Genomic DNA, 12893 nt, shown 5'->3' with positions numbered 1-12893 from the left:
TTTATGGAACAGTTTTTCTGGAGCTACGTCTGGCCCGCGCTGATCATGGTCGGCCAGTCCCTGCTGCTTCTCGTTTGCCTTCTGGTGGCCATCGCCTTCCTGCTGCTCGCCGACCGCAAGGTCTGGGCGGCCGTGCAGCTGCGCCGTGGTCCGAACGTCGTTGGTCCCTTCGGTCTCTTCCAGTCCTTCGCCGACCTTTTGAAGTTCATCCTCAAGGAACCCGTCATTCCGGCGGGTGCCAACAAGGCCGTCTTCCTTCTGGCGCCGCTGGTTGCCGTAACGCTGGCGCTCGCCACCTACGCGGTCATTCCCTTCAACGAAGGCTGGGTCGTTGCCAATATCAATGTCGGCATTCTCTATATCTTCGCGATTTCGTCGCTCGAAGTATACGGTATCATCATGGGCGGCTGGGCTTCGAACTCGAAGTACCCGTTCCTTGGCGCTCTGCGTTCGGCAGCACAGATGGTGTCCTACGAAGTGTCGATCGGCCTCGTCATCGTCACCGTTCTGCTCTGCGTCGGTTCGCTGAACCTGACGGACATCGTTCTGGCCCAGAAGACCGGCCTCGGCACCATGCTCGGCCTGCCGGCCTCGTTCCTTGACTGGCACTGGCTGTCGCTGTTCCCGATGTTCATCGTGTTCTTCATTTCGGGCCTTGCCGAAACCAACCGTCCGCCCTTCGACCTTCCGGAAGCGGAATCGGAACTGGTCGCCGGTCACATGGTCGAATATGGCTCCACGCCTTACATGATGTTCATGCTCGGCGAATATGCTGCGATCGTCCTGATCTGCTGCCTGACGACGATCCTGTTCATGGGCGGCTGGCTGCCGATCGTGGATGTGTGGTTCCTCAACTGGGTTCCGGGCATCGTCTGGTTCGCGCTGAAGGGCTGCATGGTCTTCTTCATGATCGCTCTGACCAAGGCTTTCGTTCCGCGTTACCGTTATGACCAGCTCATGCGTCTCGGCTGGAAGGTGTTCCTGCCTCTGTCGCTCGCCATGGTCGTTATTGTTGCATTCGTATTGAAGCTGACGGGGTGGGCCGGTTGATGTCCGTACTCCTCGCTCAGAAATCTGGAGACTGAGATGGCAAGCCTCTCCCAAGCCGTCAATTCACTGTTCCTCAAGGAGTTCGTGGGCGCGATCCTGCTCACGATGCGTCACTTCTTCAAACAGAAGGCGACGGTGAACTATCCTTTCGAAAAGGGTCCGGTCTCTCCGCGCTTCCGCGGCGAACATGCGCTCCGCCGTTATCCGAACGGTGAAGAACGCTGCATCGCCTGCAAGCTGTGTGAAGCTATCTGTCCCGCTCAGGCGATCACCATCGAAGCCGGCCCGCGCCGCAACGACGGCACCCGCCGCACGGTGCGTTACGACATCGACATGGTGAAGTGCATCTATTGCGGTTTCTGCCAGGAAGCCTGCCCGGTGGATGCCATCGTCGAAGGCCCGAACTTCGAATTCGCGACGGAAACCCGCGAGGAGCTTTATTTCGACAAGCAGAAGCTTCTCGACAACGGCGACCGCTGGGAGCGTGAAATCGCGCGCAACCTCGCACTGGATGCGCCTTACCGTTAAGGCGCAACCGTCTTTCCGGGGGAGACCCCGGAAAACGATGAAAAGTAAAATGCCTGCGCGGTTTTCGCCGGCGGGGACGAAACGGGTGAGGGGCCTTCGGGCCATCTTTGCCCGATGAGGACAAGAAGGCACCAACATGGGTCTGCACGCTGTATTCTTTTATATATTCGCTTTCGTCGCCGTGGCGTCTGCGTTCATGGTCATCGCATCGAAGAACCCTGTTCATTCGGTGCTGTTTCTGATTTTGACCTTCTTCAACGCAGCCGCGCTGTTCCTGCTGACGGGCGCCGAGTTCCTCGGCATGATCCTGCTGGTGGTTTATGTCGGCGCCGTGGCGGTGCTCTTCCTCTTCGTCGTCATGATGCTGGATGTGGATTTCGCGGAGCTGCGCTCCGGCGTGCTGCAATATGCCCCGGTCGGCGCACTGATCGGTGTGATCCTTGCGGCTGAGCTGATCGTCGTTGTCGGCGGCAGCGTGCTTAACCCGCAGGCGGCGAAATCGATCACCATGCCGATCCCGCCGGTCACCGAGCGCACCAACACCGCAGCCCTCGGCGACGTGCTCTATACCAATTACGTCTACTTCTTCCAGCTCGCCGGTCTCGTGTTGCTGGTGGCCATGATCGGCGCCATCGTGCTGACGCTGCGTCATCGCACCGACATCAAGCGGCAGGACATCTCCACCCAGGTCGGCCGTGACCCGAAGACCGCCGTTACCACGGTCAAGGTCAAGCCGGGCCAGGGCATCTGAAGGGCGAACGGATCCAAGGAAACAGAATATGGAAATCGGTCTTTCCCACTACCTGACGGTCAGCGCGATCCTCTTCACGATCGGCATCTTCGGCATCTTCCTCAACCGGAAGAACGTCATCGTCATCCTCATGTCGATCGAGCTTATCCTGCTTGCGGTCAACATCAACATGGTGGCGTTTTCGGCTTTCCTGAACGACATTGTCGGCCAGGTCTTCGCCTTGTTCATTCTGACCGTTGCAGCCGCCGAAGCGGCCATCGGCCTTGCAATACTCGTTGTCTTCTACCGCAACCGCGGATCGATCGCCGTCGAAGACGTCAATATGATGAAGGGCTGATAAGGCTATGATCTACAAGGCTATCGTCTTTCTTCCCCTGATCGGCTTCCTGATCGCCGGCCTGTTCGGCCGTTCGATCGGCGCCAAGGCTTCGGAATATGTCACCACCGGTCTGATGATCGTGGTCGCCATCCTGTCCTGGATCGTGTTCTTCACCGTCGCGCTTGCCCATGGCGAGCCGGGCGAGGTGATCAAGGTCACCGTGCTGCGCTGGATCCAGTCCGGCGGCATCGACGTCGAATGGGCATTCCGCATCGACACGCTGACGGCCGTCATGTTCGTCGTCGTCAACACGGTCTCGACGCTGGTGCACCTCTATTCGATCGGATACATGCACCACGATCCGCATCGTCCGCGTTTCTTTGCCTATCTGTCGCTCTTCACCTTCGCCATGTTGATGCTGGTGACCTCCGACAACCTGCTGCAGATGTTCTTTGGCTGGGAAGGCGTGGGTCTGGCGTCCTATCTGCTGATCGGCTTCTGGTTCAAGAAGCCATCCGCATCTGCTGCCGCCATGAAGGCCTTCATCGTCAACCGCGTCGGTGACTTCGGCTTCATTCTCGGCATTGGCGGCGTCTTCGTGCTGTTCGGCTCGATCAATTTCGAGACCATCTTCGCTGCCGCCAGCACCTATCTGCCGGCTGAAGGTGCCGCTTCCACCGAAACCGTCATCAACCTGTTCGGCATGCAGCTGGACAAGGCCAATGCGATGACGGGCGTCTGCCTGCTGCTCTTCATGGGCGCCATGGGTAAGTCGGCGCAGTTCCTGCTGCACACCTGGCTGCCGGACGCGATGGAAGGCCCGACCCCGGTGTCTGCCCTCATTCACGCCGCAACCATGGTCACCGCCGGCGTCTTCCTCGTCGCCCGCATGTCGCCGCTGTTTGAACTGTCGCATGATGCGCTGACTGTCGTGACGCTGATCGGCGCGATCACCGCCTTCTTTGCGGCGACCGTCGGCCTCGTGCAGAACGACATCAAGCGCGTCATCGCTTATTCGACCTGCTCGCAGCTCGGTTACATGTTCGTGGCGCTTGGCGTCGGCGCTTATGGCGCGGCCGTGTTCCACCTCTTCACGCACGCCTTCTTCAAGGCTCTGCTGTTCTTGTGCGCCGGCTCGGTCATCCATGCCGTCGATGGCGAGCAGGACATGCGTTACATGGGCGGCCTGCGCAAGCATATCCCCATTACCTTCTGGACCATGACCGTTGGCACTCTGGCGCTGACCGGCGTCGGTATTCCGGGCACGATGATCGGTTTTGCCGGCTTCTTCTCGAAGGACGTCATCATCGAATCCGCTTATGCTTCGCATTCGGTTCTCTCGGGCGTCGCCTTCACGCTGCTGGTCATCGCGGCCCTGTTCACCAGCTTCTATTCCTGGCGTCTGGCCTTCATGACCTTCTTCGGAAAGCCGCGCGCTTCGGCTGACGTCATGCACCATGTGCATGAATCGCCGATGGTCATGCTGATCCCGCTCTTCATCCTCACCGTCGGCGCAATCTTTGCCGGTGTGGCCTTCGAAGGTTACTTCTTCGGCGAGGAATATGCGGAATTCTGGAAGGGGGCCTTGTTCACGCTTCCCGGAAATGAAATCCTTGAGGAATTCCACCACGTTCCGCTGTGGGTCAAGTGGAGCCCGTTCTTCGCCATGGCGCTTGGTTTCGTGACCGCATGGTACATGTATATCAAGTCGCCCGAGACGCCGAAGCGTCTGGCCGAGACCCATCGTGGCCTCTACCAGTTCCTTCTCAACAAGTGGTACTTCGACGAACTCTACGACTTCCTCTTCGTTCGTTCCGCAAAGGCGCTTGGCCGCTTCCTGTGGAAGAAGGGCGACGTCGCCGTCATCGACCATTATGGACCGAACGGCATTGCAGCGCGTGTGGTTGACGTGACCAACCGCATGGTCCGCCTGCAATCCGGTTACCTTTATCATTATGCCTTTGCGATGCTGATCGGCATCGCGGCGCTTGTCACCTGGATGATGCTCGGGAGTGCCCTCTGATGACCGATTGGCCCATTCTTTCAACGGTCACCTTTCTGCCGCTCGTCGGCGTGGTGCTCTTGCTCTTGACCAATGAGAACGGCCCCTTCGGTCGCCGCAACATTCTCAACGTCTCGCTGCTGACGACCGTTTTCACCTTCCTGGTGTCACTGTTCATCTGGATCGGTTTCGATAATTCGAACCCCGGTTTCCAGATGGTGGAAAAGCACGCCTGGTTCGGCAACATCGCCGCTTACCATCTGGGCGTCGACGGCATCTCCATGCTGTTCGTCATCCTCACCACTTTCCTCATGCCCTTCTGCGTGCTGGCAAGCTGGGATTCGATTGAAAAGCGCATCAAGGAATACATGATCGCCTTCCTGCTTCTGGAAGTCGTCATGATCGGCGTCTTCGTGGCGCTGGATACGGTTCTCTTTTACGTCTTCTTCGAAGCGACGCTGATCCCGATGTTCATCATCATCGGCGTCTGGGGCGGCAAGGATCGCGTCTACGCCTCCTACAAGTTCTTCCTCTACACGCTGCTCGGCTCGGTTCTGACCATGCTCGCCATCATGGCGATGTACTGGCAGTCCGGCACGACTGATATGACGGAACTTCTGAAATACGGCTTCCCGGCTGGTATGCAGACCTGGCTGTGGCTTGCCTGTTTCGCGGCCTTCTCGGTCAAGATGCCGATGTGGCCGGTGCACACCTGGCTGCCGGATGCCCACGTTCAGGCGCCGACCGCCGGTTCGGTCATCCTTGCCGGCGTCATGCTGAAGCTCGGCGGTTACGGTTTCATCCGTTTCTCGCTGTCGATGTTCCCGTTGGCATCGGATTATTTCGCACCCTTCGTCTTCACGCTGTCGGTTCTGGCCATCATCTACACCTCGCTGGTGGCAATGATGCAGGACGACATCAAGAAGCTGATCGCCTATTCTTCCGTTGCCCACATGGGTTACGTCACGATGGGCATCTTCGCCGCCAACGTTCAGGGCGTGCAGGGCGCGATCTTCCAGATGCTGTCGCACGGTATCGTCTCGGGCGCGCTCTTCCTCTGCGTCGGCGTTGTCTATGACCGGCTGCACACTCGCGAGATTTCGGCCTATGGCGGCCTCGTGAACAACATGCCGAAATATGCCGTTGCTTTCATGATCTTCACCATGGCCAATGTCGGTCTGCCCGGCACGTCAGGCTTTGTCGGTGAATTCCTGACGCTGATCGGCGTATTCCGGGCCAACACGCTGGTCGCGCTGTTTGCGGCAACCGGCGTCATCCTCTCGGCCGCTTATGCGCTGTGGCTTTATCGCCGCGTGATTTTCGGCGCGCTCGAGAAGGAAAGCCTGAAGGCGATGCTCGATCTGTCGACCCGCGAAAAGGTCATCCTTTATCCGCTGGTCGTCCTGACGATCTTCTTCGGGGTCTACCCGGCGCCGGTGTTCGATGCCACCGCCGCATCGGTTGATCTTCTGGTAAACAACTATACGGCTGCATTGCAGGCGGCGCAAAATGTTGCGCTCACTATGAATTGACGACAGGACCCGTTGGACATGACCGCTGAAATCCTTTTTGCCAGTCTGCACATCGCGACGCCCGAGCTGATCCTTGCGGTCGGCGCGCTGGCGCTGCTCATGATTGGCGTCTTCTCGGGCGACAAGTCGACAACGACGGTCACGGGCCTTTCCGTTGCCCTGCTGCTCGTCGTCGGTCTCTGGATCGTCTTTGCGCCCGCTTCGGGTGTGGCCTTCGGCGGCGTTTACGTCGCCGATGCCTTCGGTAACTTCATGAAGGTGCTGGCGCTGATCGGCTCGATCACCGCCATGATCCTTTCTGTCGGCCAGGGCCGTTTCGAACCGGTCGGCCGGTTCGAATATCCGGTGCTTCTGGTTCTCGCGACCCTCGGCATCCTGCTGATGATCTCGGCCAACAACCTGATATCGCTCTATATGGCGCTGGAACTGCAGTCGCTTGCGCTCTACGTCGTCTGCGCCATCAACCGGGAAAGCCTGCGCTCCACCGAAGCGGGCCTGAAATATTTCGTTCTCGGCGCGCTCTCCTCGGGGATGCTGCTTTATGGCATGTCGCTGGTTTACGGCTTCACCGGCAATACCGGCTTTACCGAAATCGCCCAGGTTCTGACGGCAGAGACCCGTTCGCTCGGCCTCGTTTTCGGTCTGGTCTTTGTTCTCGCCGGTCTGGCATTCAAGATCTCCGCCGTGCCGTTCCACATGTGGACGCCGGATGTCTATGAAGGCGCGCCGACCCCGGTCACGGCCTTCCTGTCCGCGGCCCCCAAGATTGGCGCCATGGCGATCTTCGTTCGCATTGTCATTGATGCTTTCCAGCCGGTTTTTGCCGACTGGCAGCAGATCGTCGTCTTCATCTCCATCGCTTCCATGCTGCTCGGCTCGTTTGCCGCGATCGGCCAGAAGAACATCAAGCGACTGATGGCCTATTCCTCCATCGGTCACATGGGTTACGCGCTTGTGGGTCTGGCGGCGGGTACGGAAGCTGGTGTTTCGGGCGTCATTCTCTACATGACCATCTACATGGTCATGACGCTTGGCACCTTCGCCTGCATTCTCTCCATGCGCCGCAAGGAAATCGGCAATGTGGAGACTGTCGAGGATCTGGCCGGGCTTTCCTCGACCAACCCGTTCATGGCGGTTGTGCTGACGATCCTGATGTTCTCGCTTGCCGGCATCCCGCCGCTCGCCGGCTTCTTCGGCAAGTATTACGTCTTCCTCGCCGCCATCGAAGCCAAGCTCTACCCGCTCGCCGTCATCGGCGCGATCGGTTCGGTCGTCGGCGCGTATTATTATATCCGCGTCGTCAAGGTCATGTGGTTCGATGAGGCCAAGGGCAGCTTCGAGCGTCCGGCCGGCGAACTGAAAATCGTTTATGCGCTTTCGGGACTGTTCGTCGTCGCCTTCATCGTCTTTGGCGGTGCGCTCGGCAATGCGGTCACGGTCGCAGCAAAGACGTTCTTTTGACCAATACGCACAGGCATACGGGCCGGATGTCCATCGATGACTTCCGGCACGAAGCGATGGTGGAAACACCATCGACCAATATAGAATGTTTTGCCCGGGCGCGGGCGGGCGATGGCGGCAATCTGTGGATCACCGCCATCCGCCAGACCGGCGGGCGCGGCCGTCGCGGCCGGCCGTGGGTTTCAGAGCCCGGCAATCTCTACGCCTCGCTTCTCCTGATCGATCCCGCACCGATGGACCGCATCGGGTCTTTGCCGCTTGCCTTTGCGCTGGCCGTTTACCGCGCCATCCGCGCGGTTTTGCCGACCGGCGGTGAGCCGCTCGAGATCAAATGGCCGAATGACGTGCTGATTGGTCGTCAAAAAACCTGCGGCATTTTGATGGAGGCGGAGCTTCTGCCGGACGGACGGCGCGCCATCGTCATCGGTATCGGCATCAATATCGCCCACAAGCCGGAAAACCCGCTTTATCCCGTCACCATGCTGTCCGAACACGGTGCTTCCTGTTCACCCGACGAACTCTTCGCCCATCTTTTCCGCGAAACGGCGGATGTGCTGGCGGGCTGGGATGAGGGCAGGGGTGTGGCTGGTGTCATGACAGGCTGGCGGGCAGCCGCCTGCGGTATCGGCGAACATATCACCGTCAACTTCCCCGATCGCTCGATCGGCGGGCGTTTCGTCGGAATTGATGATAATGGTTATCTGCTGCTGGACGAGGATGAGGGCGCAAGACGCTCCATCGCCGCCGGCGACGTCTTTTTCGGATGAGGTGCGCGGTGCGGGCTGGACGCCCGCGCCGAACCGCATCCCACAGGTTGGAGCTTTCCTGCAGCTCTTGAAAAGCAGGGTGGCAGACCGGCTCCGCATCGGCCCGGTCGATCAGATGGTTTAACAGGTCCGATGCTGGTAACCGGCGCGGGGCGCGGCAGATCGCCGTCGCTCGCGCGCTCTCGTGAATGGATAAGAAGAATAATGGCTAAACAGGACGAACTGGTATTTCTGCCGCTTGGCGGCGTCGGTGAAATCGGCATGAATCTGGCGCTTTACGGATACGGTCCAGCAAGCAAGCGCGAATGGATCATGGTGGATTGCGGTGTGACCTTTGCCGGTCTCGATCTGCCGGGGGTCGATCTGGTTCTGCCCGACATCAGCTACATCGCCGAGCAGAAGAAGAACCTCAAAGGCATCATCATCACCCACGCTCATGAGGACCATTACGGCGCGCTGAACGATCTGTGGCCGGGCCTCAACGTGCCCGTCTATGCCTCGGGTTTCACCGCCGGCATGCTGGAGGCGAAGCGCGCCTATGAAGGCTCCCGCGCCGAGATCCCGGTGACGCCTTTCAAGGCGGGCGATCGCATCAATGTCGGTCCCTTCGAAATCGAGGCCGTCGGCGTCAATCACTCCATCCCGGAGCCGATGTCGTTGGTCATCCGCACGCCGCTCGGCAATGTCATCCACACGGGCGACTGGAAGATCGACGAAGCGCCGTCGCTCGGTCCGTTGACGGATGAGGCCCGCTTCCGCGCCATCGGTGAAGAGGGCGTGCTGGCGCTGATGTGCGACAGCACCAACTCGCTCCGCGACGGCGTGTCTCCGTCGGAACACGAAGTCTCCGAAGGTTTGCGGCAGATCATCGAAAATGCCGAGGGCCGCGTGGCCATCACCACCTTCTCCTCCAATGTCGGGCGTATCCGTTCCATCGCGCAGGCTGCAGAAGCGGCGGGCCGCGAGGTGCTGCTGCTCGGCTCGTCGCTGAAGCGCGTCGTCAACGTCTCGCAGGATCTCGGCATCATGGAAGGTATCAAGCCGTTCCTGGCCGAAGACGAATATGGCTATATCCCGCGCAACAAGGTCGTCGTCATTCTCACCGGCTCTCAGGGCGAGCCACGCGCGGCCCTTGCCAAGCTGTCGCGTGACGAGATGCGCAATGTGGCGCTTGCCGCCGGGGACACGGTCGTGTTTTCCTCGCGCGCCATTCCCGGCAACGAAAAGGCAATCATCGAGATCAAGAACGGCCTGATAGAGCAGGGTGTCCACATCGTCACGGACAATGAGGCTCTGGTCCACGTTTCCGGCCATCCGCGCCGCAACGAGCTTCTGAAGATGTATGAATGGACGAAGCCGCAGATCGTCGTGCCGGTGCATGGCGAGGCCGCTCATCTGGTGGCGCAGAAGGAACTGGCCGAACAGGCCGGCATTTCGCAGGTGCCGAAGGTTCGCAACGGCAATGTTCTGCGTCTGGCACCCGGTCCTGCGGAAGTCATCGACGATGCACCGCATGGCCGCGTCTTCAAGGATGGCAATCTCATCGGCGATATGGACGAGATGGGCATCTCCAACCGTCGCAAGCTTTCCTTCGCTGGCCATGTGTCCGTCAATGTGGTGCTGGACAGCCGTTATGACTTCCTCGGCGATCCTGATGTCGTGCCTTTCGGCCTGCCGGAATTCGATGACGAAGGCGAGGATATGGAAGATACGCTTTATGACGCCGTTCTCGGCGCTGTGGAGAGCATTCCCCGCGCCCGTCGCAAGGATCTGGAACTGCTGCGCGAGGCGGTTCGCCGCGCCGTGCGCGCTGCCGCCAACCAGACCTGGGGCAAGAAGCCGATCGTGACGGTTTTCGTAACGAAGGTCTGAGCCGGGGAGGCGCTGTACCTTTCAAACAGCTGCGTCGCGTCATATCCGGGTTGATCCGGATATGACGTGGCAACTGTTTCCCGCTTCTTCCTGTGGCTTTTTGCGCTTCTGGCAGGGAAGTGATTCCGGTTTACGGATGAATGCGTTACAAGGAACGCACATGCAGGGAGGATGTCATGCCGCTTCTTTCGGTCTTCGCCATTTATTTCATCGTCTGGTGGACGGTTCTTTTCGTCGTGCTGCCGATCGGCCTTCGTACCCAGGCGGAAGACGGAGACGTGGCGCTGGGCACCGTCGCAAGCGCACCGTCGCGGTTCAGGGGCGGCCGCGTCGTTTTGTTGACCACCCTGATATCGGCCCTGATCTGCGGCATCTGGTACGGCGGATCCTGGTGGTTCGGCGTCAGCCTTGATGACCTGCCGAGAATTATTCCCGTTTACGACTGACGCATCGGAAGCCTGTCGGCACCCATAGCAGACGTTCTCTTCCCCTCATTCCTGTGCCTGTCACATGAATCCAGCCGACGCGCGTCCGCGCGGAGAGAGCGTCCTTTTCAGCCCAAAGACTTGGGCTGACTGGGCCCCTGTGACAAGCAAAGGAATAAGGGAAAGAGGCAGAGTAAAAATCCTCACATGTCAGCACCCCGGCGCGGCAAGCGGCGCACCGAACACTGTCATAAGGATGTCATCTCCATCGTGCACACAGCATGGACGTATCGGACGGCTGATTCACCGTCACAATTTAACCGGAATAACGAGCCGGGGGTTGGTCGCGTCTATGAATCAAAAAAAAACAAGGCTTTTCAGCCTTGTTTTTCAGGTTTCGCGTGATCTGTAACCGTTACCGGGGCAGCGAACGAGCGCGCCTAAGATCTGATCCTCCCAAGACTGACCGCGAAAACGACAAGAATTTAGACTTCCTGCCTCTTTTGTAAGCTAAAGCTAGCTTAATCACCCATGCTTGTCATCTCATTTTTTGCATATTTGTTACAGTCGGCAAAAAATTCCCTGTGGTGCAATTTGTCGCACCGGAACAAGAATAATATTTCGACCAAAGCGTTTTGACGCGAATTAGCTATCGCGAAAATGCCATGAAATCGCCTTGAGCGCTCTTTTCATGGCGGGTTTTCTTCTTGGCGGGAAACGGCTATGTACGGCGCCAATATCCCTCTATTCGGGGCGATTCCCGCGCATATGCGCGTTGTCGCCAATATCAATGGAAGCCGTCATGCGTCTTAGCCGTTATTTCATGCCCATCCTGAAGGAAAACCCCAAGGAAGCGGAGATCGTCTCCCACCGCCTGATGCTGCGTGCGGGCATGATCCGGCAGCAATCGGCTGGCATTTATTCCTGGCTGCCGCTCGGCAAACGTGTGCTGGACAAGGTCAACAGGATCATCCGGCAGGAGCAGGACCGCTCCGGCGCCATCGAGCTTCTGATGCCGACGCTGCAATCGGCCGAGCTCTGGCAGGAAAGCGGCCGTTATGATGACTACGGCAAGGAAATGCTGCGCATCAAGGACCGTCAGGACCGCCAGATGCTCTATGGTCCCACCAACGAGGAGATGATCACCGACATCTTCCGTTCCTATGTGAAGTCCTACAAGAACCTGCCGCTCAACCTCTACCATATCCAGCTGAAGTTCCGCGACGAGGTTCGCCCGCGTTTCGGCACCATGCGTTCGCGCGAGTTCCTGATGAAGGACGCCTATTCCTTCGATCTGACCAAGGAAGACGCGATCCACTCCTATAACAAGATGTTCGTGGCTTATCTGCGCACCTTCGAGCGCCTTGGCCTGCGCGCCATTCCCATGCGCGCCGATACCGGCCCGATTGGCGGCAACCACAGCCATGAATTCATCATTCTGGCTGATACCGGCGAATCCGAAGTTTTCTGCCACAAGAGCTTCCTCGACCGCGCCATCCCGGCTGAAAATACCGATTTCGACGATGTCGCGGCGCTTCAGGGCGTTTTCGACGAGTGGACGGCCGATTATGCCGCCACCTCCGAAATGCACGACGAAGCCGCCTATGACGCCATTCCCGATGGCGAGCGCCTTTCCGCGCGCGGTATCGAAGTCGGCCACATCTTCTATTTCGGCACCAAATATTCCGAGCCGATGGGCGCGAAAGTGCAGGGCAAGGATGGCAAGGAACACCCCGTCCACATGGGTTCCTATGGCATCGGGCCGACACGCCTTGTTCCCGCCATCATTGAAGCATCGCATGACGAGAACGGAATCATCTGGCCTGCTTCGGTTGCTCCGTTCGATGTTGTCATCATCAACATGAAGGCTGGCGACGAGGCCTGTGATGCGGCTTGCGAAAAGCTGTATTACTCGCTGTCCAACGCCGGCAAGGATGTTCTTTACGACGACACCGACGACCGCGCCGGCCAGAAGTTTGCCACCGCCGACCTCATCGGCGTGCCGTTGCAGATCATCGTCGGACCGCGTTCGGTCGCGAATGGCGAGGTCGAAGTGAAGAACCGCAAGACCGGCGAACGTGAAACCGTCACAATCGAGGCGGCAATGAACAGGGTGCTTGGCTAAGCACGAACGGAAAGATGGGAGCGGCCTTCATCCGAAGACCGCTCCAGTTTTAGAGCGCATG

11 protein-coding genes are annotated in these 12893 nt (G+C 58.9%); all 11 read left to right on the top strand.

Going from position 1 to position 12893, the window contains the following annotated elements; genetic code table 11:
- Positions 1–3: 3 nt before the first annotated feature.
- The 11 genes from nuoH to proS all read left to right on the top strand — a co-directional run bounded on the left by nuoH (position 4) and on the right by proS (position 12832).
- Complete coding sequence (nuoH, locus tag OK142_RS02535) at positions 4–1050, top strand: NADH-quinone oxidoreductase subunit NuoH (protein WP_003496451.1); 1047 nt, start codon at positions 4–6, stop codon at positions 1048–1050.
- Between the two features lie 36 nt (positions 1051–1086).
- Entirely contained in the window at positions 1087–1578 is a 492-nt protein-coding gene (gene nuoI / locus OK142_RS02530; protein ID WP_003496449.1) for an NADH-quinone oxidoreductase subunit NuoI, read from the top strand.
- 136 nt (positions 1579–1714) lie between these two features.
- Positions 1715–2329 carry an NADH-quinone oxidoreductase subunit J gene (locus OK142_RS02525; protein ID WP_082184146.1) on the top strand — a complete coding sequence of 205 codons (615 nt, stop codon included), beginning with the start codon at positions 1715–1717 and terminating at the stop codon, positions 2327–2329.
- A gap of 28 nt (positions 2330–2357) precedes the next feature.
- Positions 2358–2666 carry an NADH-quinone oxidoreductase subunit NuoK gene (gene nuoK / locus OK142_RS02520; protein WP_003496445.1) on the top strand — a complete coding sequence of 103 codons (309 nt, stop codon included), beginning with the start codon at positions 2358–2360 and terminating at the stop codon, positions 2664–2666.
- Between the two features lie 7 nt (positions 2667–2673).
- The gene (nuoL, locus tag OK142_RS02515) at positions 2674–4671 is read left to right on the top strand and encodes an NADH-quinone oxidoreductase subunit L (protein ID WP_313613646.1); all 1998 of its coding nucleotides are present in this window, start codon (positions 2674–2676) and stop codon (positions 4669–4671) included.
- Positions 4671–6182 (top strand): NADH-quinone oxidoreductase subunit M, encoded by a 1512-nt coding sequence (locus OK142_RS02510; RefSeq protein WP_082184148.1) that lies wholly within the window; start codon positions 4671–4673, stop codon positions 6180–6182. Before nuoL ends, OK142_RS02510 begins: the two co-directional genes overlap by 1 nt.
- Before the next feature lie 18 nt (positions 6183–6200).
- The gene (gene nuoN, locus OK142_RS02505; protein WP_498680899.1) at positions 6201–7643 is read left to right on the top strand and encodes an NADH-quinone oxidoreductase subunit NuoN; all 1443 of its coding nucleotides are present in this window, start codon (positions 6201–6203) and stop codon (positions 7641–7643) included.
- Between the two features lie 26 nt (positions 7644–7669).
- The gene (locus tag OK142_RS02500; RefSeq protein ID WP_313613649.1) at positions 7670–8410 is read left to right on the top strand and encodes a biotin--[acetyl-CoA-carboxylase] ligase; all 741 of its coding nucleotides are present in this window, start codon (positions 7670–7672) and stop codon (positions 8408–8410) included.
- 204 nt (positions 8411–8614) lie between these two features.
- The gene (locus OK142_RS02495; RefSeq protein WP_003496433.1) at positions 8615–10282 is read left to right on the top strand and encodes a ribonuclease J; all 1668 of its coding nucleotides are present in this window, start codon (positions 8615–8617) and stop codon (positions 10280–10282) included.
- Between the two features lie 140 nt (positions 10283–10422).
- A complete protein-coding gene (locus tag OK142_RS02490) occupies positions 10423–10728 on the top strand; it encodes a DUF1467 family protein (protein WP_003496431.1) in 306 nt (101 codons plus the stop codon).
- A gap of 781 nt (positions 10729–11509) precedes the next feature.
- Positions 11510–12832: a proline--tRNA ligase gene (proS, locus tag OK142_RS02485; protein ID WP_498680896.1), complete on the top strand. Its 1323-nt coding sequence runs from the start codon at positions 11510–11512 to the stop codon at positions 12830–12832.
- The last annotated feature ends 61 nt before the right edge of the window (positions 12833–12893 follow it).

The sequence above is a fragment of the Agrobacterium sp. BT-220-3 genome (assembly GCF_025910175.1).
Classification (GTDB): Bacteria; Pseudomonadota; Alphaproteobacteria; order Rhizobiales; family Rhizobiaceae; genus Agrobacterium; species Agrobacterium oryzihabitans.
The sequence above is the reverse complement of the archived record's forward strand: the minus strand, read 5'-3'. Positions and strand labels throughout refer to the sequence as shown.

Bases quoted from the DNA above. Each gene is read 5' to 3' on its own strand.
- nuoH (WP_003496451.1), top strand. From the start codon at position 4: ATGGAACAGTTTTTCTGGAGCTACGTCTGGCCCGCGCTGATCATGGTC.
- nuoI (WP_003496449.1), top strand. From the start codon at position 1,087: ATGGCAAGCCTCTCCCAAGCCGTCAATTCACTGTTCCTCAAGGAGTTC.
- OK142_RS02525 (WP_082184146.1), top strand. From the start codon at position 1,715: ATGGGTCTGCACGCTGTATTCTTTTATATATTCGCTTTCGTCGCCGTG.
- nuoK (WP_003496445.1), top strand. From the start codon at position 2,358: ATGGAAATCGGTCTTTCCCACTACCTGACGGTCAGCGCGATCCTCTTC.
- nuoL (WP_313613646.1), top strand. From the start codon at position 2,674: ATGATCTACAAGGCTATCGTCTTTCTTCCCCTGATCGGCTTCCTGATC.
- OK142_RS02510 (WP_082184148.1), top strand. From the start codon at position 4,671: ATGACCGATTGGCCCATTCTTTCAACGGTCACCTTTCTGCCGCTCGTC.
- nuoN (WP_498680899.1), top strand. From the start codon at position 6,201: ATGACCGCTGAAATCCTTTTTGCCAGTCTGCACATCGCGACGCCCGAG.
- OK142_RS02500 (WP_313613649.1), top strand. From the start codon at position 7,670: ATGTCCATCGATGACTTCCGGCACGAAGCGATGGTGGAAACACCATCG.
- OK142_RS02495 (WP_003496433.1), top strand. From the start codon at position 8,615: ATGGCTAAACAGGACGAACTGGTATTTCTGCCGCTTGGCGGCGTCGGT.
- OK142_RS02490 (WP_003496431.1), top strand. From the start codon at position 10,423: ATGCGTTACAAGGAACGCACATGCAGGGAGGATGTCATGCCGCTTCTT.
- proS (WP_498680896.1), top strand. From the start codon at position 11,510: ATGCGTCTTAGCCGTTATTTCATGCCCATCCTGAAGGAAAACCCCAAG.